General features: G+C 31.5%; 23 protein-coding genes and 1 pseudogene. 7 read left to right on the plus strand and 17 right to left on the minus strand.

The features are described from left to right. Window positions 1-14: 14 nt before the first annotated feature. Window positions 15-1,113 (minus strand): peptide chain release factor 2 gene (gene prfB / locus QZ824_RS05395; protein WP_291274997.1). Its coding sequence is split into 2 segments (ribosomal slippage): window positions 15-1,049 and window positions 1,051-1,113, totalling 1,098 coding nucleotides; the frame shifts between segments, so codons are not numbered across the junction. Window positions 1,114-1,159: 46 nt separating this feature from the next. On the opposite strand from prfB, the gene QZ824_RS05400 reads away from it, so the two are divergent. Then, window positions 1,160-2,185 carry a GntG family PLP-dependent aldolase gene (locus tag QZ824_RS05400; RefSeq protein WP_291274998.1) on the plus strand — a complete coding sequence of 342 codons (1,026 nt, stop codon included), beginning with the start codon at window positions 1,160-1,162 and terminating at the stop codon, window positions 2,183-2,185. A 6-nt stretch (window positions 2,186-2,191) separates the two neighbouring features. On the opposite strand, the gene QZ824_RS05405 is transcribed toward QZ824_RS05400, so the two are convergent. The 9 genes from QZ824_RS05405 to QZ824_RS05445 form a co-directional block, all read right to left on the minus strand. Further along, window positions 2,192-2,932 carry an acyl-ACP thioesterase domain-containing protein gene (locus QZ824_RS05405; protein WP_291274999.1) on the minus strand — a complete coding sequence of 247 codons (741 nt, stop codon included), beginning with the start codon at window positions 2,930-2,932 and terminating at the stop codon, window positions 2,192-2,194. After that, the gene (miaA, locus tag QZ824_RS05410) at window positions 2,932-3,867 is read right to left on the minus strand and encodes a tRNA (adenosine(37)-N6)-dimethylallyltransferase MiaA (RefSeq protein ID WP_291275000.1); all 936 of its coding nucleotides are present in this window, start codon (window positions 3,865-3,867) and stop codon (window positions 2,932-2,934) included. The genes QZ824_RS05405 and miaA overlap by 1 nt, the downstream gene beginning before the upstream one ends. 59 nt (window positions 3,868-3,926) lie before the next feature. After that, a complete protein-coding gene (locus QZ824_RS05415) occupies window positions 3,927-5,288 on the minus strand; it encodes an exonuclease domain-containing protein (RefSeq protein WP_291275001.1) in 1,362 nt (453 codons plus the stop codon). A gap of 105 nt (window positions 5,289-5,393) precedes the next feature. Beyond that, entirely contained in the window at window positions 5,394-5,762 is a 369-nt protein-coding gene (locus QZ824_RS05420) for a four helix bundle protein (RefSeq protein WP_291275002.1), read from the minus strand. Window positions 5,763-5,871: 109 nt separating this feature from the next. Beyond that, the gene (locus QZ824_RS05425; protein WP_291275003.1) at window positions 5,872-6,546 is read right to left on the minus strand and encodes a YggS family pyridoxal phosphate-dependent enzyme; all 675 of its coding nucleotides are present in this window, start codon (window positions 6,544-6,546) and stop codon (window positions 5,872-5,874) included. Continuing rightward, a complete protein-coding gene (locus QZ824_RS05430) occupies window positions 6,546-7,010 on the minus strand; it encodes a hypothetical protein (protein WP_291275004.1) in 465 nt (154 codons plus the stop codon). The genes QZ824_RS05425 and QZ824_RS05430 overlap by 1 nt, the downstream gene beginning before the upstream one ends. A gap of 78 nt (window positions 7,011-7,088) precedes the next feature. Continuing rightward, on the minus strand, window positions 7,089-8,309 hold the full coding sequence (locus QZ824_RS05435; RefSeq protein WP_291275005.1) for a DUF1015 domain-containing protein: 1,221 nt from the start codon (window positions 8,307-8,309) through the stop codon (window positions 7,089-7,091). Between the two features lie 77 nt (window positions 8,310-8,386). After that, entirely contained in the window at window positions 8,387-9,277 is an 891-nt protein-coding gene (locus tag QZ824_RS05440; RefSeq protein WP_291275006.1) for a 3-hydroxybutyryl-CoA dehydrogenase, read from the minus strand. Window positions 9,278-9,306: 29 nt separating this feature from the next. Next, window positions 9,307-10,272 carry a Gfo/Idh/MocA family oxidoreductase gene (locus QZ824_RS05445; protein WP_291275007.1) on the minus strand — a complete coding sequence of 322 codons (966 nt, stop codon included), beginning with the start codon at window positions 10,270-10,272 and terminating at the stop codon, window positions 9,307-9,309. 133 nt (window positions 10,273-10,405) lie between these two features. Here QZ824_RS05445 and QZ824_RS05450 point away from each other — a divergent pair, with 133 nt between their 5' ends. Then, window positions 10,406-11,047, plus strand: a complete 642-nt coding sequence (locus QZ824_RS05450; RefSeq protein ID WP_014388215.1) for a protein-L-isoaspartate(D-aspartate) O-methyltransferase — start codon at window positions 10,406-10,408, stop codon at window positions 11,045-11,047. Between the two features lie 415 nt (window positions 11,048-11,462). Next, window positions 11,463-11,525: an LCI fold-containing protein gene (locus tag QZ824_RS11730; RefSeq protein ID WP_366844265.1), complete on the plus strand. Its 63-nt coding sequence runs from the start codon at window positions 11,463-11,465 to the stop codon at window positions 11,523-11,525. Between the two features lie 467 nt (window positions 11,526-11,992). Here the strand turns inward: QZ824_RS11730 and QZ824_RS11735 are convergent. The 4 genes and pseudogenes from QZ824_RS11735 to QZ824_RS05470 form a co-directional block, all read right to left on the minus strand. After that, a pseudogene (locus QZ824_RS11735) lies at window positions 11,993-13,348 on the minus strand (cation:proton antiporter); the annotation flags it as partial. Window positions 13,349-13,465: 117 nt separating this feature from the next. Next, window positions 13,466-14,161, minus strand: a complete 696-nt coding sequence (locus QZ824_RS05460) for a response regulator transcription factor (protein ID WP_366844262.1) — start codon at window positions 14,159-14,161, stop codon at window positions 13,466-13,468. Beyond that, entirely contained in the window at window positions 14,148-14,900 is a 753-nt protein-coding gene (locus QZ824_RS05465) for a histidine kinase (protein WP_291275010.1), read from the minus strand. The genes QZ824_RS05460 and QZ824_RS05465 overlap by 14 nt, the downstream gene beginning before the upstream one ends. 40 nt (window positions 14,901-14,940) lie before the next feature. Then, the gene (locus QZ824_RS05470; protein ID WP_291275011.1) at window positions 14,941-15,642 is read right to left on the minus strand and encodes a VIT family protein; all 702 of its coding nucleotides are present in this window, start codon (window positions 15,640-15,642) and stop codon (window positions 14,941-14,943) included. A 131-nt stretch (window positions 15,643-15,773) separates the two neighbouring features. Between QZ824_RS05470 and QZ824_RS05475 the strand changes: the two genes are divergently transcribed. The 4 genes from QZ824_RS05475 to QZ824_RS05490 are packed head-to-tail and all read left to right on the plus strand — an operon-like array spanning window position 15,774 to window position 20,918. Next, the gene (locus QZ824_RS05475) at window positions 15,774-17,252 is read left to right on the plus strand and encodes an ankyrin repeat domain-containing protein (protein ID WP_291275012.1); all 1,479 of its coding nucleotides are present in this window, start codon (window positions 15,774-15,776) and stop codon (window positions 17,250-17,252) included. A 1-nt stretch (window position 17,253) separates the two neighbouring features. Next, window positions 17,254-17,733, plus strand: a complete 480-nt coding sequence (locus QZ824_RS05480) for a DUF2271 domain-containing protein (protein WP_291275013.1) — start codon at window positions 17,254-17,256, stop codon at window positions 17,731-17,733. Window positions 17,734-17,742: 9 nt separating this feature from the next. Beyond that, window positions 17,743-19,935 carry a PepSY domain-containing protein gene (locus QZ824_RS05485; protein WP_291275014.1) on the plus strand — a complete coding sequence of 731 codons (2,193 nt, stop codon included), beginning with the start codon at window positions 17,743-17,745 and terminating at the stop codon, window positions 19,933-19,935. Beyond that, the gene (locus QZ824_RS05490; protein WP_291275015.1) at window positions 19,935-20,918 is read left to right on the plus strand and encodes an FAD:protein FMN transferase; all 984 of its coding nucleotides are present in this window, start codon (window positions 19,935-19,937) and stop codon (window positions 20,916-20,918) included. Before QZ824_RS05485 ends, QZ824_RS05490 begins: the two co-directional genes overlap by 1 nt. Window positions 20,919-20,954: 36 nt before the next feature. Here the strand turns inward: QZ824_RS05490 and QZ824_RS05495 are convergent, their stop codons facing one another. The 3 genes from QZ824_RS05495 to QZ824_RS05505 form a co-directional block, all read right to left on the minus strand. Further along, window positions 20,955-21,701, minus strand: coding sequence for a sulfite exporter TauE/SafE family protein (locus tag QZ824_RS05495; protein WP_291275016.1), 747 nt, complete (start codon window positions 21,699-21,701; stop codon window positions 20,955-20,957). 62 nt (window positions 21,702-21,763) lie between these two features. After that, window positions 21,764-22,717 carry a nitronate monooxygenase gene (locus QZ824_RS05500; protein WP_291275017.1) on the minus strand — a complete coding sequence of 318 codons (954 nt, stop codon included), beginning with the start codon at window positions 22,715-22,717 and terminating at the stop codon, window positions 21,764-21,766. 98 nt (window positions 22,718-22,815) lie between these two features. Then, a partial coding sequence (locus QZ824_RS05505) for a hypothetical protein (protein ID WP_291275018.1) occupies window positions 22,816-23,139 on the minus strand: 324 nt, incomplete at its 5' end.

The following is a 23,139-nucleotide window of genomic DNA, read 5'->3' on the forward strand; positions in this document are numbered from 1 at the left end:
ATTAAGTACTTTTTTTATTCTTCTTCTTTTTGTCCCATCATCATTAAGTAGGATTTTAAAAAGCCGTCTAATTCTCCATTTAATACACTATCCGTATCAGTTGATTCAAAACCAGTTCGAACATCTTTAATTAATTTATAGGGATGTAAGACATAGTTTCTAATTTGTGATCCCCACTCAATTTTCATTTTACTAGCTTCAATGTCTGCACGCATTTCCATTTTCTTCTTTAATTCAATTTCATATAACTGTGATCGTAACATCTGCATCGCTCTTTCACGGTTATCATGTTGTGAACGTGTTTCAGAACATTGAATTTGAATTCCAGTTGGTTTATGGAATAATTGAACCTTAGTTTCTACTTTATTTACATTTTGTCCACCGGCCCCACTAGAACGTGCTGTAGTTATTTCAATGTCAGATGGATTAATCTCAATTTCAATGGTGTCGTCTACCAATGGATATACATAGACTGAAACAAAGGATGTATGACGTTTAGCATTACTATCAAACGGAGAAATACGAACCAATCGATGTACGCCATTTTCACCTTTTAGGTAACCAAATGCAAAATCGCCTTCAATTTCTAAAGTTACGGTTTTAACACCTGCAACATCTCCTTCTTGAAAGTTCAATTCTTTAACTTTATATCCTTGTTTTTCGGCCCACATTAAATACATACGCATTAACATACTTGCCCAATCACAACTCTCAGTGCCACCCGCACCAGCTGTAATTTGAAGTACGGCACTGAAATTATCACCTTCTTCAGAAAGCATGTTTCTAAATTCAATATCTTCAATGTGAGTAATTGTTGAATTGTAAATGGCATCAACTTCCTCTTCAGTAGTTTCTCCTTCTTTGAAAAATTCAAAAGTTAATTGCAATTCTTCAGCTAAATCAACACACTTATTGTAATCGTCAACCCATTTTTTCTTCGATCGAAGATTTTTTACTATAATTTCAGCCTGCTTTGGATTATTCCAAAAGTCTGGTGCAAAAGTTTTTTCCTCTTCGTTGGTTATCTCAATTAGTTTGGCATCAACGTCAAAGATACCTCCTTAACGCAACCAGGCGATCATTAATGACCTTAATTTGTTCAATGTTTATCATTTTTTCTTAATTTTACAGCCACAAAAGTACTCTATTCATTCGATTTATGGAAATTAATTTATTTAGCGATACAGTTACAAAGCCAACACCAGAAATGTTGCAGTATATGTTTCATGCAAAAGTAGGTGATGATGTTTTTAAACAGGATCCAACAGTCAATGAGTTAGAAGAAACTTTAGCCGATTTATTTGGAAAAGAGGCCGCTTTGTTTTTTCCATCGGGAACTATGGCCAATCAAGTAGCTATTAAATTAAATACCCAACCTGGTGATGAAGTAATTTGTGATAAATGGTCGCATATTTATTTATACGAAGGAGGAGGCGCTGCGGTTAATAGTGGAGTGTCTTTTGCTTTATTAGACGGAAATAGAGGAATGATAACTGCTGAACAAGTGGAGGCAGCTGTGAATGATTCAGAAAATATTCATTTAGCAAAATCTTCTTTGGTTTCCATTGAAAATACAACGAACAAAGGCGGTGGTGCTTGTTATGATTACGACGAGTTAGTAAAAATTAAAGCCGTGTGTCAAAAACATAAATTGCGTTATCATTTAGATGGTGCTCGTTTATGGAATGCCTTAGTAGCTAAAAAGCAACATCCAAAAATTTATGGTGACTTGTTTGATACAATATCCGTTTGTTTGTCCAAAGGGTTAGGTGCACCGGTAGGTAGTGTTTTAATTGGTTCTAAAGAAGATATTAAACGTGCCCTTCGCATTCGAAAAATATTTGGCGGTGGAATGCGTCAGTCGGGTTATTTAGCGGCTGCGGGTATGTATGCCTTACAAAATAATATTTCAAGATTAGAAGAAGATCATAAAAAAGCGAAAGAAATTGCACAAGTTCTTATGACTAAATCTTGGGTTAATAAAGTAGAATTCGTTGAAACAAATATTGTTATTTTTACTGTTAAAGAACCATTTACAACTGCTCAAGTTATGAATAAATTAAAAGAAAAAAATATATTTATTAGTGATATGGGGCAAGGTAAACTTCGATTTGTAACGCATTTAGATTACAAACAAGTGATGCACGATTATGTATTGGAGGTTATTCAAAAAATAGAATTATAATTGTATTTAATTCTTTAAATGAAGTTCTAATGCATAACAAATTTTATCATTTTTAGTAATTGAGAAATCAATATTTTTTTCTTTTTTCCCCGAATGAATTTGAACAACGTCTAATAAATTTATTTCTTGTAAAAAATTGATGTCAAAAGAAGTAATTGTTTGATTGAGAATGATTTCTGGTTCTAGAGTATCTAAACACCATTCTAGATATTTGACATTATTTACATGATTAATGATGTCAATATCAGATAATTTAACCACTTTTTCTGCAACAATTTCAGTATTCAAAACAAGATTTACTTTTGTTGTACCTCTACTGGTAGCATCAATCATATATTTTTCAAAATGTTCGTGAGGTGAAGCTAAGTTTTCAGGACGACGTGTTTTAGTATTGATTACCACCCAAAAAGTTTCACAACCTGCAATTTTTTCATCATTCAAGTACATTTCTAAACATCGAATGGAACGCGAATTTTCTAACGATTTAATCCAAGTTTTAACCACAACTTCATCTTGCCATTTTGGTAATTGTGTTATTTCAACACGCATTCTACTAAGTACCCAAGCTTGATGATGTTCTTGCATGTCTGCATAACTAATCCCACCCAATTCAGCATGTGTGCCTGCAGTTAATTGAAAAAAATTGCACAAATCGGTTAATTTTAAATAACCGTTGGATTGACAATTTAGAAAAGTAACTTTGTGAGTTTCTTCAAAAACGGAGCTGAAATTAGGAGAAATAGGCATTATTTTAATTTAGAAGTTATATAGTCAATGATAGTTGTTCGATCACAAAGATAATCAAACCAAGTGGTATTTTCTGTTCGTTTAAACCAAGTCATTTGACGTTTTGCAAAGCGACGGGTATTTATTTTTATTTGTTCTATCGCTTCATTTAATGATGTTTTTTGGTCGAAATAATCAAAAAGTTCTCTGTATCCAACTGTTTGTAAGGCATTTAAATTTTGATGAGGAAGTAGGTTTTTTACTTCTTCAATCAAACCATCAGCTACCATTAAATCGACACGTTGATTTATTCGGTCATACATTATTTCTCTTTCTGATTCTATACCAATGATAATAGGTGTGAAATTACGTTTGTTGGTTCGTTTACCAATAAAACTGGAATAGGGAAGACCACTACCAATACAAACTTCTACAAAACGTTTCATTCGTTGTGGATTTTGAAGTGTTTGTGGATTCTCAATAGTTATTTTTTGATAATAGGCTGGGTCTAATTCTTTCAATTTTTCTTGTAGAAATTCGATTCCTAAATCTTCGTATTTTTGATTGATTTCTTCTCTAACTGAAGCAGCAATAGCTGGAAATTCATCAAATCCTTTTAAAACAGCATCGACATATAAACCGGAACCACCCACCATGATTTGGATGTTATTTTGTTGAAATAATTCGTCTAATTTTGTCAAGGCTTCTTGCTCAAAATCACCCACAGAATACGATTCAAAGATTGATTTGTTTTGAATGAAATAATGTGGTGCAGCGGCTAATTCTTCTTCGGAAGGAACTGCAGTACCAATTTTCATTTCTTTAAAAAATTGACGGCTATCACAAGAAAGTATAGAACAACTAAAATGTTGAGCCAAAGTAATGCTTAAAGCTGTTTTGCCAATAGCTGTTGGTCCAATGATGGTTATAAGATAATTTTTAATTTCTGGTTTCAAGTTTCAGATATTTAGTTTCAGGATTCAGATGTTGTTTCAAATTCTAGCTTTTGCTTGCATTAAAACTTCTGAATACGTAATACTTTATTTTTTCTTAAGTACAACTGAATAATCGTTTTAGTATCGCGATTACTTTGCATCGGAATTATAATATTCTTTAGTACTTCTACATTGGTTATTTGGTAATTTAAATCGAAAAAACAATACCCTTTATAAACCCCATTTTCTATCAAAACTGCACTTCGTTCTTCAATACTTCTGCCTTTATCAACAATAACCATATTGTCGTTTTCAAATTGCATGTTTTTCATGAATTCTTCCACTCTGCAATTATAATCTTCAACCTTTTCTTTTTCAACACAGGCTCCTTTACATTCTTTAATCTTGTATTGAAAACAAGCGGCTTTAGATTCATACAAACCATTTAGTTTTTGACACAATTGGTATTTTTCCGTAATTCGGAATAAAGCATTTTTACCTTCTATTAATGAGGTGAAGGAAGTCAGTTCTTTTTTCCGACCATCTGCTTTTTCAACACTTAATCGAAGATAACCCAAGGCATCTTTCGAAGCATAAAGTGCCCATTGAAATATACTTTTTCGTTGTGCTCTATTGTAAACGGGTTTGTTTATTTTTATTTCTTCACTTTCTTTTAACAACGCAATCAGTTCACTTCCTGTTTCTTCAAAAGTAACCGCAAAAACATCGCGTTGTATTTTTTTATTTTTAGAAGAAGTTCCAGTAAAATGTTGGTTGACTCTTTTTTTAATATTTTTACTTTTTCCAATATAAATTAAATCCCCTTTTTCATTATGAATGTAGTAAATCCCCGTTTTGGAAGGTAAATTTTCAACAATATCTAATAATTTGGGCGACATACCGGCTTTGATTTCGGTCTTAACAAAACTCTTTACGATTTCTTTTTCAACGTCCTTAGCTAACAACATCTTAAAGAGTTTTACTGTTGCCATAGCATCACCACTTGCACGGTGTCTGTCGGCCATTGGAATTCCCAAAGAGCGTACTAATTTGCCCAAACTGTAAGAGGGTAATCCAGGGATTATTTTTTTAGATAATTCAACCGTGCAAAGGGTAGGTTTTTTGAAATCATAGCCCAAACGACGAAATTCTGTTTGTAAAATACGGTAATCAAACGAAGCATTATGAGCAACAACTACACAACCTTCAGTAATTTCAATAATACGTTTAGCGACTTCATAAAACTTAGGCGCACTTCGTAACATGGCATTATTAATACCAGTTAGTTTTACCACAAAGGGTTGAATAGGTATTTCAGGATTTACTAAACTGATAAATTGATCTACCACATCATGGCCATCAAATTTATAAATAGCAATTTCGGTAATACCTTCTTGATTGTATTGCCCACCAGTGGTTTCTATGTCGAGTATAGCGTACATGTTCAAAGTCAATGTCAAAAATCAATTGCAATATCAATATTAAAAATCAGTTTCAATATTAAATTTTAAAAATTGAATTTTGCCATTGTAATTGTCATTGAAAAATTATTTTTTATTTAATATCATTTTAGAAGAAATTGCAATTAATTCCTCTGTTTCATTTAAAAGATATGCTCTATTTTTTTCATTTCCTTCATTAATATAATCTAATATTTTTAATGAATTTCGTGATTCTTTTAATTCTTTTACAACCAAAGTTAACTTGAAAATAAAATCTTTATCGGTAAGTGTACCTTGTGCTTCACCAAAATTTAGAGCAGCACTTCCTGAAGAACGAATTAATTGATTTTTATAATATTCATTCTCAAATGATTTTTCTAAATCTCTTGAAAAAAAGATGCTTTCACCAGCAAATCGAACCAATCGATCTTCAAAATTGTAAATTTTATCAACAAAAGGATTTTTATTTTCCATGATTGTACAATTTATAATTGCAATTGCGTTTGAAATTGTTATTTCTCATGATTTCTATTTTGCTATTGCTTTTACTATTGAATTTGTTATTCTATTGCTATTGAAATTGTTATTGATAATTTCTTGTTCCAAAGATACTACTTCCAATTCGAACCATGGTACTTCCACATGAAATGGCCAGTTGATAATCGCCACTCATACCCATGGATAACGATTGAAGTTTAATGTTAATCGTATCAATTCGTTTGTATTTATCGAAAATCGTTTTTAGCTGTTTAAATTCTTTTTCAATCTGGTTTAGATTATCAGTGAAGGTAGCCATTCCCATTAAACCTACGATTCGAATATTTTTAAAGTTCTCATTGTCATTCTGAACTTGTTTCAGAATCTCATCTAATTCTTGTTCATCTAATCCAAATTTACTTTCTTCTTCTGCAATATGCACTTGAAGCAAACAATCAACAATTCGATTGTTTTTTTGGGCTTGTTTGTTGATTTCTTCTAATAATTTCAAACTATCCACACCATGAATGAGACATACAAATGGAACAATTAATTTCGCTTTACGTGATTGTAAATGTCCGATGAAATGCCATTCAATATCATTAGGCATTTGTTCGTGTTTGTCGACTAATTCTTGTACATAATTTTCGCCGAACACGCGTTGTCCCGCCTCATAGGCTTCCATTAAATCGGAAATTGGTTTCGTTTTAGAAACGGCAACTAAGGTAACACCTTCCGGAAGTTGGGATTTTATGTTATTGAGGTTTTGAGCTATTGACATTATTTAGTGTTTTTATTGTTCAGATAATCAATTAATAAAGAATTTAGTTTGTTTCTAAGTTTTATTGAAAATGGATTTTCAATTTCTTTGAAAGAATGAATTTTATTTTCATTCAAATTAGTTTCAAATTTTTCTTCAATTTTAGTTTTAATATCCGTTTTTATAATGTAAATATTTATTAATACTGGGTTATCATTAAAAAAATAGAATTCGAAGAAATAATTTAATTTTCTCTTTTTATCATTGTAGTTTTCTTCGTATGTTGAATAAACTAATTTATCATTAGAAAAAATCTCTGTGCTATTGAAACCGCCAATTGTTTTTTTGTTTTTTTCTATAACTCCACTCGATTGAATTTTGTTTTTAGAAGTTTTAGCAATACTATCAATTTGAGACACAGTTAATTCTTTTTCTTGAGAAAAACAGAATGTTGTGATTAATAAAAGTAGAAATAACTTTTTCATTGATGAATTTTATGAGATTCTGAAACAAGTTCAGAATGACAAGATTACTTTAAATCTTCATAAATCTAAAATCGCAAATTACAACTCATACACTACCAATCCACTTCTGAATTTTGGTTCGATATAAGTTGATTTGGGAGGCATAATTAAATTATTGTCAGCTAGTGTTTTGATTTCATTAATATCGGAAGGGTAAAGCATAAACCCAACTTCAAATTCGCCTTCATCTATCAAATCTTTAATTACAGAAACCGATTGCTTTCCTGAAATATAATCAATTCGTTCGTCGTTTCGTAAATCTTCAATACCTAATAAAGGATGCAATACTTTATCATATAAAATTTGTGCATCTAAATTTTCTAATAAACTCGTATCACTATTGCTTTCATGTTTATAAAATAAAGCATAAAAACGTCCCTCTAAATACATGCCAAATTCAAATTTATTTTGGGGTTTCCAAAGTTCTTGGTCTTTAACTTTTATAATGAAATTTTCCGCTAATTTCTGAATAAAAACTTCTTTACTTAAGCCATTTAAATCGCGAATTAACCGATTAAATTCATAAATTTTTACATTACTTTCTGCAATTAAAAAACTCATGAAATAATTTAAATTTGGATTCCCAAGATGTTGGTCTTCTTGAAATAATAATTCAGCAGATGCCGAACGATGATGCCCATCGGCAATGTATAAATTCGGAATTTTTTCAAAATGTTCGGTTAACCAATCGATTTCACTTTGGGTGTCAATTTTCCAGAGTATATGTCGCTCTTTGTTTGTGGTAGAAAAATCATAAATTGGTTTACTCTGTTTACGTAACGCAATAAAGCTATTGATTTCAGTACTGTCTGGATAGGTAATTAAAACCGGTTCAGTATTAAAATGCGTTTGATGTAAATAATCTTTAAACAATTCCACACGGTATTGCAACGTATCTTCGTGTTTTTTTATCACATTATTTTGGTAATCTATCACTGAAGTACCGGCAATAATACCTGTGAATTTTTGATTTTTGGACTGAATTTCATACAAATAAAAAACCGCTTTATCTTCTTCAATTAATATTTCGTCCGATTTAAAATCTTGATATTTATGGGCCACACCCTTAAAACGTTTGTCCAACGTGATTTTTTGAGAATACACGTAAGCCGGATTAATCACATGTAAAAACGAATACGGATTAAAACTCAACCAAGCGGCAAGCTCTGCTGAACTGTAATCATCATAAGTTCTACATGTAACTAATGCTACTTTATCGGCTGTTGGTCGGACCGCTTTAAAAGGAATGATTTTTGCCATTTATTATGAGTGATAATGAATAAGAAAAAGTGATTAGTAAGAGAACATACTAATCACTAATTACGAGTTGTTTTTTGCTATTTCGAAAATTGTTTTGAAACTTTTTCAGCTTTTTTACTTTCTGAGTAATCGTAGAAACCTTCACCAGATTTAACCCCTAGTTTACCAGCCATAACCATATTTACTAATAAAGGACATGGGGCATACTTTGGATTTTTAAAGCCGTCATACATTACGTTTAAGATAGATAAACATACGTCCAATCCAATAAAATCAGCTAATTGTAACGGACCCATTGGATGCGCCATTCCTAATTTCATAACTGTATCAATTTCATAAACGCCACCAACACCGTTGTAAAGTGTTTCAATAGCTTCGTTAATCATAGGCATTAAAATTCGGTTTGCTACAAATCCGGGATAGTCGTTTACTTCGGTTGGTATTTTACCTAATTTACTAGATAATTCCATGATGATTTTAGTTACTTCATCAGAAGTGTTGTACCCTCTAATGACTTCCACTAATTTCATAATTGGCACTGGATTCATAAAGTGCATCCCAATTACTCGCTCTGGATGAACTACATTTGCAGCAATTTGAGTAATCGAAATTGAAGAAGTATTGGTTGCTAAAATCGTATTATGGTCGCAAACTTCACTTAATTGCTTAAAAATATTGAATTTTAATTGTACATTTTCAGTGGCAGCTTCAATAACTAAATCACATCCAACTACGCCATCTTTAATGTCTGTGTAGGTAATAATGTTGCCAATAGTTTTATGTTTGTTTTCTTCTGTTATGCTACCTTTTGCAACCATACGGTCTAAGTTTGTAGCAATAGTTGCCATTCCTTTTTCTAAAGATTTTTCAGAAATATCAATTAATTTTACTGGAAATCCACATTGTGCAAAAGTGTGCGCAATTCCATTTCCCATGGTTCCAGCTCCAATTACTGCGATTGTTTTCATATCGTGTTTATGTGTTTGTTTTTATATATTTATTTCTCCATTGAATCGATAATCATGTACGCTACTCGTAGCGCTTCTGTTCCATCCTCTAAGGTTACAATAGGTGATGTATTCGTTTGGATGGCGTTTGCAAAAGTTTCCAATTCATCTAAAATAGCGTTGTTTGGATTCACATTTGGATTATCAAAATAGATTTGTTTTTTTATTCCTTCTGCATTTTGTAAAATCATATCAAAATCACCCGGAACTTCAGGGGCGTCTTTCATTCGAACAACTTCACATATTTTATCTAAATAATCTACAGAAATGTAGGCGTCTTTTTGAAAGAAACGAGATTTTCTCATGTTTTTCATTGAAATTCGACTGGATGTAATGTTGGCCACACAGCCGTTTTCAAATTCGATACGGGCATTGGTAATATCAGGGGAATCTGAAATTACGGCAACACTGCTCGCATTTACCGATTTCACTTTCGAACGCACCACACTCAAAATAGCATCGATATCGTGAATCATTAAATCCAATACCACAGGTACATCGGTTCCTCTTGGATTAAATTCAGCCAAACGATGGGTTTCAATAAACATTGGATTTTTAATTTTATCCTTAACGGCAGTAAATGCAGGATTGAATCGCTCTACATGACCTACTTGTCCTTTTACACCATGTTTATTTGCTAAGGCTATAATTGCTTCAGCTTCCTCAACTGTATTGGCAATTGGTTTTTCAATAAAAATATGTTTACCAGCTTCAATAGCTAATTTGGCACATTCAAAATGTTGCAAAGTAGGTGTTACAATATCAACGACATCAACAGCTGCAATCAAAGCCTCCATCGAATCGAATTTAGTGTAACCAAACTCAGCAGCAACTTTTAGGGCATTTTCTTCAAAGGGATCAAAAAAGCCAACTAATTCATATTTTTCAGATTGATTTAATAATCGTAAATGTATTTTTCCTAAGTGACCTGCACCTAAAACACCAACTTTCAGCATATAAAAATTAATTTGAACAAAAATACAATTAAAGTTGAAAGTTTGAAGTGTAAAACTTTAAAAGTTTTTAGAAAATCGTACTTGGATTTTGTTTATTAAGCTTTAATTTTACCAAACTAAAAATGCCTGCAAATTGAAAGATACAAATAAACATCAAGGACTAAGAAATCAATTGGTTAAACAATTACAAGACAAGGGTATTACCGATGTGAATGTGTTGGAAGCCATAAGAAAAATTCCTCGACATTTATTTTTGAATTCGAGTTTTGAAGATTTTGCTTATCAAGATAAAGCGTTTCCTATTGGGGCGGGACAAACGATTTCTCAACCTTATACAGTAGCTTTTCAAAGTCAGTTGTTAGAAGTAAAAAAAGGAGATAATGTATTGGAAATTGGAACAGGAAGCGGGTACCAAACGGCTGTTTTAGTTACCATGGGTGCAAAAGTTTATTCTGTAGAACGTCAGAATGAATTGTTTAAATCGACGTCCTTGTTACTTCCTAAATTAAATATTCGTCCGAAACATTTATCATTTGGAGATGGCTATAAAGGCTTGCCACAATTTGCTCCTTTTGACAGTATAATTGTTACGGCGGGTGCACCAATCATTCCCCAACCTTTAATGGCTCAATTAAAAATAGGAGGTAGGTTGGTAATTCCATTGGGAGATAAAGAACAAATCATGACGTTATTGATTCGTAAGAATGAAACGCAATTTGAAAAACATGAATTTGGAGAGTTTCGATTCGTTCCTTTATTAGAAAATAAAAATTAAATCCCGATTCAATCGGGATTTAATTTTTTAATTATTTTTAAGAATTAGTGTTGAAGGGATATCAGAAAGCCAAAGACTTTTAGAGTCTAATACCTTTTTCCAACTGTCAATTCCAATTAACATTAAATCTTGTTTTTTTAAAAAGTTTTTATCCATGACTTTTTCATGAATTAAAGCAATATGATTAGGAGCCATTTGTTCAATGGAACGGATTTGTTCTTTGACTTGTGCATTTTGCTTAATAAATCCTCCAATATCATGGATGATAACTTGTGCATCATCATTTTTTATAAATTTTTGGGCAAAGTCTAACAAAAAAACATCTTCTTGATTGAAAATAGGGATGTAAATTGCATCTGTTTTGCTAAAAGATTTATCTACTAGTATTCCAACAGGTATTTTACTTTTAGAGACAATGTCTTGTGTGCGATCATCAAATGGACCATTTTCAAATAAGTTTTCTTTGCCTGTAACCTGATTTAATAGTTTTTCAGGGTTAATAATTCGTGTGGTAAATCCTAAAATTTTACCCAAAAGACTCCCATCAAAAATGGATTGACCAACACCAATTAATAATAAGTCATAGTCTCCTTTATTAGCTACTTCTGAAATGTCCCCTTCAATGTCATTTGAAGCTTTAAATAAAGTAGTTATTTTTTGATTAGCGTTCTCAGAGGCTTCAACAATAGGAGCAAAGTTTTCTTGTTCATATTGTTCAATATTATATTGGTGTATTTCATTAGTTGGTGCCAAATGCATTACGGTCAAGGCGGCATTATTATTCATTTTTTTGGTTAATCCGTTAGCTAATCGAAGTAATGAAGTTCCTAATGTTGGAGTACCAAATGAAATTAAAATTTTAAATTTACTAATATTACTTATTTCTAGGGGCACTTCAGTTGTTTTACTTTTAAAAATCCAATTGATTAAATCTAACGCAGGTCCAGTCATAAAGGTTGTAGCTAACGCCATGATTACCATCATTGCAAATATCTTCGGACTCAAAACACCTAAGTCGTATCCAATGTTAAGAACAACGAGTTCCATTAGCCCTCTAGTATTCATCAGAGCTCCTATAACTAAACTGTCTTTCCAACTTTGACCAACAAATTTTGCTGCTAATGCACTACCAATAAATTTTCCAGATACCGCAACTAGAATTATTCCACCTGTTACTTTCCATAAATAAGGATCATTTAGTAAGCCAATTTCGGTTCGTAATCCTGTAAAAACAAAAAATAAAGGAAGTAACAAGATTAAAGAAACATCTTCTACTTTTTCAATAAATATGTTTCGAAATGAGATATTTTCAGGCATAATTGCACCTGCCATAAAAGCTCCAAATAGAGCATGAATTCCTATTACTTCAGTCATGTAAGCAGATATAATTAGAGTCAAGAAGAAAATTGCAACTATAGGTTTGCTTAGTTTTTCCCTAGAATTATGTAGATCACCTACGCGTTTTAAGAAAGGTTTCACAATTTTAATCATGAATAAAACATAAAAAGCAGCTAAGGCAATAATGTAGAGCGCACTCGTAAATGACCCTGCTTTTACAATAGCGATTACAGCAGCTAAAATGCACCAAGCAGTTATATCATCTGCAGCAGCACAAGTAATAACAATAGTACCTAGACGGGTTTTTTGTAGCCCTCGCTCTTGGACAATTCTAGCTAAAACAGGAAATGCTGTAATGCTCATTGCGATACCAAGAAAAAGCCCGAATGATGTAAATTTCACACCTTCAGGGGCAAAATTTAAGTATATATAATATGCCAATCCAATGCCTAATGTGAAGGGAATAATAATGCTAGCATGACTAATCACTACAGCATCATGAGCTTTGTTTTTTAACACATTTAAATCGAGCTCCATGCCAATAACAAACATGAATAAAATTAGTCCAATTTGACTTAGAAATTGTAAGTTACCTAACGATTCACTAGGAAAAAGTGTCGCTGTAAATTCAGGAAAATATAGACCAATGACAGAGGGACCTAAAATAATTCCAGCTAGAATTTCTCCAATTACTGTAGGCTGTCCTATTTTTTTACAAAACCATCCAAAAACTCGAGCAACTAAAATAATAGTCACTATTTGTGCTAATAAAATTGCCAATGGATGAGTTAAATTATGAATCATAGAGTCAATGAACTCCATAAAATGAGATTTTCCTGTTGATGTAGTCAAAATATGACGCCCTTTTTCAAGAGCTACACCAATGGTTAGATACCAATACATAATTCCTGAAAAAAAACTAATTAACAGGAAATAAAATAAACTTTTCTTGAAATTTAACATGCAGTTTCATTTTAATAGTTGGTCCAAATTTCATTAGAAAAGTGTTATTAAAAGAAGCTAAGGTATGTTATCAACTAACAATTGTAATAAAACAGAAAAATTTTGTAATGAAATAGATTAGCTATTAATTCTAATCATAAATTCAGGTCGATATACTTCACTTAGTTGAAAACGAAGTGGATTTCCATTTTTTGAATTTAGATTTGAGGTGATTTCATCGAAAGAAAATACATGTACTATTTTAAGTGCTATTAATTCGCGTTTATTGATTCTAATGAATTCCTGAGAAGGTAAAAGTTCTAATAATTTTTCAAAAGAAATGTTTTTTAGTACGAGTTCAACTCCATTCATTAAAATAGCAATTTTATCTCTACTATCAGTAGCGGCTGTTTTAATATAAGCTATAGTATCAAAGAAAAGTAAAGTTTTGCCTTTGTCGGTATTTAATTGAATATAATTTTTTTCGTCTTTTGTACTAATTCGTTGCTTTGCTTTGTCAATGGCTTGTTGCAAACGCTCTTTTTTAATTGGTTTTTGTACATAATCTATAGCATTTAAATCAAAAGCTTCTACAGCATATTCTTTGTAAGCTGTTGTAAAAATGACAGGTTTTCCATTTAAAAGATTGGCTACTTGTAAACCATTCATACTAGGCATTTCAATATCCATAATGCAAAAATCATAGTCTAAAAACGATTGTTCGTTTAATAACAGAACAGGGTCGTTAAAAGCTTTTACAACTTCTATATCTGTTATTTGTTCGCAAAGCATTTTAAGATAAGTTAATCCAGGTAACTCATCATCTAGTAACAAGCATTTTAGTTTTGTACTCAAGTAAGTTAATTTTTAAATGGGCAAAGTAATTATCGTTTTCAGTATAGCGATCCAATTGAAAAGTGTCTTGATAAATGATTTTCAATCGTTCTTCTAAAGTTTCACTTCCTATTCCACTATTTTGTTTTTTCAAAGGAGTTTTCAGTGAAATTTTATTGGCTACTGCCAAAGATAAGGTATTGTTTTTAAATTCAAAAGTTATACTAATGAACGCATCAGCACTTTGAATGTCTGCATGCTTAAATGCATTTTCTATTAAGTCTATTGTAATTAATGGAGCTACAACTTCTTGATTATAAAAGTGATCAGATTCATCAATTTTTGTTTTTACCTTTAATTCAAATAAAGGACTTATTTTGATTTTATAAATCTCAATTAAATTTAAAGCAAATTCAATTTCTTGTTGAGGAGTAACTAATTTATTATGACTTTCATATAAGATATAATCCAAGACATTTGACATTTTATCCAAAGCATGGTAGGTTTGATACGCATGAGATTGAATAGAATTAAGTGTGTTTTTAAATAAATGCGGATTTAATCTTGATTCTAAATTTTGAAGTTTTAGAGAATTAATTTTGTTTTCTAAATGATGATAATTTTGCTCCATAGATTGTTTACGAGCTTCTGCTTTTTGCCACTTTGAAAAAAAAGTGTAGGAGGCAAGTAGTAAAAGCACATTGAGTACAATAAGAAAAATGGTTAAACTAGTTATCATAACTCAGAAGTCAGTGCTGCAAATGTAGTAAATAAAAAAATTAAACTTTTACTCCAAATAAATTGCCAACAAAGGCAGATAATCCCATAGCAAGAGTTCCCCAAATAGTAACGCGTAAAATAGCTTTTGTAATACTAGCTCCTCCTGTTTTTGCTGATAACCCTCCTAAAATGATGAGAGATAATAAAGTAAAACCATATAAGAAATACTCCATTTTTTCTACCGGTGCAAATAAAGTAACCAGCATTGGAAGTAATCCTCCAACAGTAAATGCTGCTCCGGAGGCTAGTGCTGCCTGAATAGGATTGGCTTGAGAGATTTCGTTAATCCCCAATTCATCACGGATGTGAGTCCCTAGAGCATCATATTCAGTTAATTCTTTTGCTACTTGAAGAGCAGTTTCTTTTTTTAAACCTCGACGTTCGTATATTTGAGCTAAAATTAGTAACTCACCTTCTGGATTTTCTAATAATTCTTGCTGTTCTCTAGCAATATCTGATTTTTCTGTATCAGTTTGTGAACTAACAGAAACATATTCACCAGCGGCCATGGATAAGGCACCAGCGACTAAACCAGCAACTGCCGCCAAAATAATTGGTTCTCTTGTACTACTTGCTGCTGCTACTCCAATAGCTAAACTCGATATAGAAATAATACCATCATTAGCTCCTAAAACGGCTGCGCGTAACCAATTACTTCTATGTATATAATGTGAATCTAAATAATTTTCAATTGTTACCATTTTTGAGATGTTTTAGTACGTTAAAAATACACTTTAATTTGGTTTTAAAAAATACTTTAAATCATTTTTTTACCTGAAATTTATTAATACCTTTGCCTTGTTTAGAATTAATATAAATAAAAATAAGCATAATGAAAAAAATAAGTCTTATTACTTCGCTTTTATTTGTGGCACTATCATCGGCACAAAAATTGAATTCTTTGCTAGATCCTAATTTTTGGAGAAAAAATCCGGATGTGTCCACAGTTAAATTAGAAATAGAGAAAGGGAACGATCCTACAGCATTAAATCCTTCTGCTTTTGATCCAGTAACTTTAGCAATCAATAATGGTGCTAGCAATGATGTAGTCAAATTTCTAATTGAACAGAAAGGTAATGAAATTAATAAAGTAACCCATGATGGGCGTATTTACTTGCATTGGGCATCTAGTAAAGGTAATGTAGAATTGGTAGAATATTTAATTGAAAAAGGAGCAAATATTTATTGGGAAGATACTAGTAATAATACCCCGTTAGTGTTTGCTTTGGGTAATGGACAAAATAATCAAGCTTTGTTTGAAGCCTATCTTAAAGCAGGTCTAGATATAAAAAAGAAGTATAAAAACGGAGCTAATTTACTTTTATTGGCTGTAGGGAGTGATAAAGATTTACATATTACTAATTATCTTATATCCAAAGGTTTGTCTTTTAAAGACGTAGATCAAGAAGGGAATACACTTTTTGACTATGCAGCAAGAACAGGTAATCTTACTAATTTAAAAACGTTGTATGGCAAAGGAGTTAAGCCTACTGCAAATGCCTTGCTTTTTGCAGCAGAAGGTACAAGAAGAAGTGCTAATTCTATTGAAATTTTTCAATATTTAGTTGATGAATTGAAAATTAAACCTACTGTTTTATCTAAAAATCAAGAGTCGGTTTTACATTTTTTAGCCAAAAAAGAAAATCAATTACCTATTATTACTTATTTTAAAGACAAAGGAGTAGCCCTACAAACAGCAGATGGTGATGGTAACACGGTATTGCATTATGCTGCTTCAGGAAGAGACTTGGCTCTAGTAAACTATTTGTTAGAGCAAAAAGTATCGGTAAATAGTACAAATAAAAAAGGAGAAACTCCTTTAACACAAGCGGTTAAGTCAGGGTCAATAGATGTTATTTCTACACTACTCAAACATGGAGCAAATATTACTGTTTTAGATCAAGAAGGGCAACCTTTAGCTTATCATTTGGTACAAAATTTTAAAGCACCAAGAGGAGGAAATGATGATTTTTTAGATAAAATAAAGTTATTGAAAGACAATGGATTAGTTTTGAATAGACCATTTAAAGATGGTAATACTATGTATCATATTGCAGTAGCAAAAAATGACTTACAATTGATCAAAAAATTGGAAGGACTAGGTATAGATATTAATACTAGAAATGCGGAAGGACTTACAGCACTTCATAAAGCTGCTTTAGTGGCAAAAGATGACATTATTTTAAAATACCTCTTATCTTTGAACGCCAATAAATCTATTAAAACAGATTTAGATGAAACGGCTTATGATTTAGCTAAAGAAAATGAAGTATTAATACAAAACGAGGTGAATATCGACTTTTTAAAATAAAATGAAAAAATACATTAAATATATCGTTCTAAGTACAGTATTTATTTTACTTACTCATCAAGCAACTGCTCAAACTTCAAAGTATAAATGCATGTTGCAAATGTCTAATTATGTGGGTGAAGGTGCTTATATAGTTGTATCATTAATCAATCCAAAAGGACAATATGAAAAAACATTATATGTCATGGGAGATGATAAAAAATGGTACAAGGACTTAAAAGAGTGGTTTAAATTTTATAACAAAAAGAAAAAAGTAGATGCCAAAACAGGTGCTTCTGTTGCAGGTGGTGATCGTAGTGTAACTATTTTCGAAATAGAGGATAGTAAATGGAATTCAGGATACAAAATTAGATTTGAATCTGCTGTAGAGAATCAAAAATACCATGTTACAGATGCTGAAATTGAATTAAATTCTACCACTGCTATGGATAAAGTAGAAGGCAATGGGTATATACGTTTTGTTAAATTAAGTAAAATGTAATTATAATTCATGACCTTGTCAATTTGGCGATATGCACATTTACTTTTAGCTACTTTAGCGGCTGTTTTTATATTTATTGCTTCAATAACAGGAATTATTTTAGCTGTTGATGAAGTAAAACAACAATTCAAGCCTTTAAAGCATGATAGCTATGAATTGCTAACATTGGCGAAAGTAATTCCAACACTAAAAAAACAGTTTTTAGAAATTAGTGAACTCGAGATAGACACTCATGGTTTTGTACTCATCAAGGCGCTTGATTTAGAAGGAAATGAAGTGGAAGCATATGTAAATCCTAATACTGGTAGTGTCATAGGAAAACCCCAAAAGAAAAGTGAGTGGATACAATGGGTTACTTCATTACATCGTTCTCTTTTTTTGCATGAAACAGGAAGAATTATAATGGGAATTAGCGCATTTTTGTTGCTTTTAATTACTATTACAGGCGCGTTATTGATTTCTCAAAGGCAAAATGGATTTCGTAGATTTTTGACTCGAATTCCAAAAGAAATAGGCTGGACGTTTTGGCATGTTATTTTAGGGAGATTTTTTTTGGTTCCTATGCTTGTTATTGCATTAACTGGGTCATGGATGATGATGTATCGTCTAAATAGTTGGGGTGAGGTTAAAGAACAACATCTTAAAATAAATTTAGGCGGTGAAATTCCTAAGGTTATAAATATTGAACAATTTAAATCTTTTCAAACAATACATTTAAATGACGTACAAAAAATAATTTTCCCTTTTACCGAGGATGTAGAAGAATATTATCAATTAAAATTGAAAGATAAGTCATTGCTAATTAATCAATTCAATGGTCAAATTTTGAGTGAGGTTGAATATCCTCAAACATTACTTCTCCAAACTTTGATGTTAGATTTACACACTGGTCGAACACATATAATTTGGGCTATAATTTTAGGAATTACGGCATTGAGTATCGTTTATTTTATAAGTTCTGGTTTCACCATGTCTTGGAAGCGGATGCGAAATAAAATTCAAAATTCATTTTCCAAAGAAGAGAGTACAATTGTTTTATGGGTAGGTTCTGAAAACGGAAGCACATTAGGATTTGCTAATTTGGTAAAAAAGCAATGGGTAAAAGCAGGTGAGAAGGTTTTTATTGCTGAAATGAATCGGTTTGAAAGTTTTCCTAATGCAACTCATTTTATATTTTTTACGTCAACTCATGGAACAGGTGAAGCTCCTTCAAATGCAAATAATTTTTTGAATCTTCTCTCACAAGTTGTTATTAATGGAAGAATTAAGACAGCAGTAGTTGGGTTTGGTTCTAAGAATTATCCTGATTTTTGTGCTTTTGCTAAAGAAGTTCAAGTAAATCTTCAAAAGCAAACATGGAATGATACCTTTATACCATTTCATACCGTTAACGATAAGTCTAACCTTGAATTGGTAACTTGGACCAAAGCTTGGAATCAGAAATGTACTTTTCAACTTAGTGAAACGCCTGCTTATTATTCCCAAACGAGTAAAGGGCTGATGCGATTCAAGGTAATCGCTAAGTCAGAGATTGCAACAGAAGGTCAAACGTTTATTATTCAATTCAAACCTCAAAAAAGAGCTTTTTTTCAATCAGGAGATTTATTGGTTATATATCCAGGGAATCAGGAAGAAGAACGGATATATTCTATTGGCAAAGTAGATAATACAATTCAATTAATTGTGAAATTACATCAAAATGGTATAGGGTCTGGATTTTTGAATAAGCTAACACTTGGTGCTGAAATTGAAGCTAAAATAATAGAGAATCCAATGTTCCATTTACCCTCAAGAAGACCGACAATTTTAATTTCTAATGGAACGGGTATTGCACCTTTTATTGGGATGATTAATCAAAGTAAAAATCAAGAATTACATGTTTTCGCAGGTTTTAAACAAAAAACACATTTAGTTGCTGTCCTTGAAAAACAAATGTATAGATTTTTAGAAACCAAGCAGTTAACAAGTTTTCAGTTGGCCTTATCAAGGGAAGGAAGCAGAGAGTATGTCACACAATTAATAGAAAGGCAATCAGATTTAATTGTCAAAACACTAAATAATAATGGAGTAATTATGATTTGTGGTTCCTTGACAATGATGAAAGATATAAAAATTATTTTAAGTCAAATCTGTCATGATAAATTGGGACAAGACGTTGATTTTTATACAACAAATGGTCAAATTTTAACAGACTGTTATTGATGAGGTATTTTGTTTTTTTACTATTGATTAGTTGCTACTTGGGATCAGCTCAAGTACAAAGACACAGAGCGGTAACTTTGATGGGAAGCCGTTTTGATATTACAGTAGTTGCTACTGATTCTATAAATGCTGAAAGGTATATTGACGAAGCGATAAACGAAATCGACCGTATAGAGAATCTAATTTCTGAATGGCAACCACATACACAAGTTTCTGAAATTAATAAAAATGCAGGCAAAAAACCAGTAAAAGTAGATCAAGAAGTTATCCGACTGACGCAAACAGCCTTAAAATTTTCCGAACAAACTAAAGGGGCATTTGATATTAGTATAGTAGCTATGGATAAAATCTGGAAATTTGATGGTTTAATGACAGACAAACCTAGTGATGAAACTATAAAAAAATCGATAGAAAAAGTAAATTATCATTGGATTGAAGTTGATACCGTTCAATCAACCATTTTTCTTAAAAGAGAAGGAATGAAAATAGGTTTTGGTTCTATTGGTAAAGGATATGCCGCTGATAAAGCCCGGTCTCTTTTAGAAAATAAAGGGGTTAAGGCAGGTATTATTAATGCTTCTGGAGATTTAACAACTTGGGGTAAACAACAAAATGGAAAATATTGGAGTATAGGTATTACTAATCCTTTTGATACTAATGATTTTATTGGAATTTATAAATTATATCGTTGGGCTGTAACGACATCTGGTAATTATGAAAAGTTTGTGGAGTTTGATGGAATACGTTATAGTCACATTATTAATCCTAAAACGGGTTGGCCTACGACAGGACTTTGTAGTGTGTCGGTTTTTGGACCAAGTGCAGAAATAGCAAATGGACTGAGCACATCAATCATGGTTTTAGGAGTAGATTTAGGGCTTAAATTATTAAAAGATTTTCCAAATTATTCTGCTTTACTCATTTCAGATAAAGGCAAAGTTATAAAATCAGATAACTTTAAAAAGGGAAAATTTATAAAGTAAGTCGGGCAATTCATTAAGGAATTAAGTTTATACAACTCAAATAAAAATACTCATAAATAGAGCTTTGTTTTTAAGTATTGTGAAAATGCCTGTCATTAAAATGAGTACTAGAACAATAGTTTTGAATTGTTTTTCAGTGAGTAAGTTTACAATTTGTTTGCCAATGTATGTCCCGACAATACTAACTACAATTAAAATAGGAATCAAATATAAATGCTCTTTATGTATAAATCCATTTCCTGCATAAACAATACTTCTGCTAAGATCTATACCAAAATCAATGATAGCAGAGGTAGCAATAAAAACCGTAGGTTTTAGGTTGTAAGAAGAAAGCACCATTCCTCTAATAGCACCACCAGTTCCAATAATTCCTGCAATAAAACCAGAAACAAGACCGCCTAAAACAGAATTAGTAGTATTAGGTCTGATAGTAAGTGAACGAACAGTTAATAAAAGAGCGCTAAGCGATATTAAAAATACGGATAAAATAGCTTCTAAATGAGTTCCAGAAATAAATTGACTTAAATAGGCACCAATCAAAACTGAAAACACAGAAGTTATTCCCATAGATAAAATAATTTTTTTATCAAATCCTTCTCTGAAAAAATAAATTTTAGATAAATTACTAGAAACATGATAAAGAGCCGTAATTCCTAAAACAACATGAAAATCAAGAAAATAACTAGCAATGGGAATAAATAACATGGAAGAACCAAATCCACCTACAGTGCCTACGATTTCAGCTAATAATGCTAATAATATGAAATAAATTAAAAAATCCAAATGAAATAAATTAAACAGCTAAATGTAATAAAAATCGAGTACATAATTGACTCGATTTTTATTTAGTTTTTGATTAACTGTTGAACTATAGATTGAATTGGTAAAATAGCTTTAGTATGTTCAATACTTGGTCCAGCTACCCAAACTGTTTTGTAAGTTACTTCGGTAGCTGCTTTTTCAGTGGCTTTCATACCTATATAAAAACGAAACATTTTTACCCATTTTTTTAAAGATTTATTTTTGTTCAAGAGGCGTTCAATCCAGGGTTGTTTGGTACCCACTTTCTGAACATATGGTGTATTAATCACGGTACAAGGGGTGCCAGAAATTCGCTCAGTCATAACAATGTCTTTGGCACTGTAATCTACACAAGCTTGTTTATATTCATTTGAAACATTAGATTCGATTGAAGCAATAAATGGACTTCCAACAGAAACACCTACGGCACCATAAGTTAACATTTGATCAATATCAGCTTTTGTACCAACACCTCCAGCTGAAATAATAGGTAATGAGGTGTTTTCATTTAATTGTTTAATTAGAGTTGCTGGATCAAGGTCTCCTCTATGACCTCCTGCTTGGTTATTTACAGCAATCAATGCATCTGCTCCAAAAGATTCTACTTTTTTTGCAAAATGTAAATCGGTTACATCGCAAAATACTTTTATTCCTGCTTTATGTGCTTCTTTAATGGTTTCTTCAGGACTTCCTAATGAAGTGATGATAAAATCAACACCTTCTTCACACAAAACACGAAGTTGTTCCTTATACTTAATGTTAGATTTATTAACAATCAAATTAAAACCATAACTACCACCTTCCACTTTTGCAGCTTTCAATTCTTTGATAGCAGCTTTCAATTCATCTATAGTTCTATAATTTAAAGCGGGTATACAGCCTGCAATTCCACTTTTCATTCCCTCAATAACCATTTTCGTATTAGAAACTAAAAACATTGGAGCCATTATGATAGGATGATGAATAGAAAGTAATTCTGTTAATTTAGCTTTATTCATGAGATTATTTTTTATCAAATATAAAAAAAAATACTATGCATGCATAAAAAAAGAGCAACAATTGCTTGCCACTCTTTTTCCAAATTAAGTATGGAGTTTTATTTTTTAGGATCGTATCTTCTAGTAATTGGGTTGAATTTATATTTATTCGTTTGTGTTTTAGTCGACAAAATAACTTCATAATCCTTAGTCAATGTGAACTCAAACCCTTCTTTTCTTGTTTTTTCTACTTCTTCAGAGGCGGTTTTGTTTTTATCTAAAAAAACAGTTTCTTTAATTTTACTTATAGTTTGAATGTTACTCAATATTTTTACTTTTGTAGAAGAAAAATCCCAAATTTCATTAGTAGTAACAAGAGCGTCCTCTTTTTTTAATTTAGTTTCTGTTTTAATATTTTCAGTATAACTAAAATGATACAATTT

The sequence above is a fragment of the Flavobacterium sp. genome, assembly GCF_021151785.1.
Taxonomy (GTDB): Bacteria; Bacteroidota; Bacteroidia; order Flavobacteriales; family Flavobacteriaceae; genus Flavobacterium.

What these genes read in the sequence shown, in the direction of transcription:
- QZ824_RS05400 (WP_291274998.1), top strand. Translation starts at nt 1,160, where the DNA reads ATGGAAATTAATTTATTTAGCGATACAGTTACAAAGCCAACACCAGAA.
- QZ824_RS05405 (WP_291274999.1), bottom strand. Translation starts at nt 2,932, where the DNA reads ATGCCTATTTCTCCTAATTTCAGCTCCGTTTTTGAAGAAACTCACAAA.
- QZ824_RS05415 (WP_291275001.1), bottom strand. Translation starts at nt 5,288, where the DNA reads ATGTACGCTATACTCGACATAGAAACCACTGGTGGGCAATACAATCAA.
- QZ824_RS05420 (WP_291275002.1), bottom strand. Translation starts at nt 5,762, where the DNA reads ATGGAAAATAAAAATCCTTTTGTTGATAAAATTTACAATTTTGAAGAT.
- QZ824_RS05425 (WP_291275003.1), bottom strand. Translation starts at nt 6,546, where the DNA reads ATGTCAATAGCTCAAAACCTCAATAACATAAAATCCCAACTTCCGGAA.
- QZ824_RS05430 (WP_291275004.1), bottom strand. Translation starts at nt 7,010, where the DNA reads ATGAAAAAGTTATTTCTACTTTTATTAATCACAACATTCTGTTTTTCT.
- QZ824_RS05435 (WP_291275005.1), bottom strand. Translation starts at nt 8,309, where the DNA reads ATGGCAAAAATCATTCCTTTTAAAGCGGTCCGACCAACAGCCGATAAA.
- QZ824_RS05440 (WP_291275006.1), bottom strand. Translation starts at nt 9,277, where the DNA reads ATGAAAACAATCGCAGTAATTGGAGCTGGAACCATGGGAAATGGAATT.
- QZ824_RS05445 (WP_291275007.1), bottom strand. Translation starts at nt 10,272, where the DNA reads ATGCTGAAAGTTGGTGTTTTAGGTGCAGGTCACTTAGGAAAAATACAT.
- QZ824_RS05465 (WP_291275010.1), bottom strand. Translation starts at nt 14,900, where the DNA reads ATGATAACTAGTTTAACCATTTTTCTTATTGTACTCAATGTGCTTTTA.
- QZ824_RS05470 (WP_291275011.1), bottom strand. Translation starts at nt 15,642, where the DNA reads ATGGTAACAATTGAAAATTATTTAGATTCACATTATATACATAGAAGT.
- QZ824_RS05475 (WP_291275012.1), top strand. Translation starts at nt 15,774, where the DNA reads ATGAAAAAAATAAGTCTTATTACTTCGCTTTTATTTGTGGCACTATCA.
- QZ824_RS05480 (WP_291275013.1), top strand. Translation starts at nt 17,254, where the DNA reads ATGAAAAAATACATTAAATATATCGTTCTAAGTACAGTATTTATTTTA.
- QZ824_RS05485 (WP_291275014.1), top strand. Translation starts at nt 17,743, where the DNA reads ATGACCTTGTCAATTTGGCGATATGCACATTTACTTTTAGCTACTTTA.
- QZ824_RS05490 (WP_291275015.1), top strand. Translation starts at nt 19,935, where the DNA reads ATGAGGTATTTTGTTTTTTTACTATTGATTAGTTGCTACTTGGGATCA.
- QZ824_RS05500 (WP_291275017.1), bottom strand. Translation starts at nt 22,717, where the DNA reads ATGAATAAAGCTAAATTAACAGAATTACTTTCTATTCATCATCCTATC.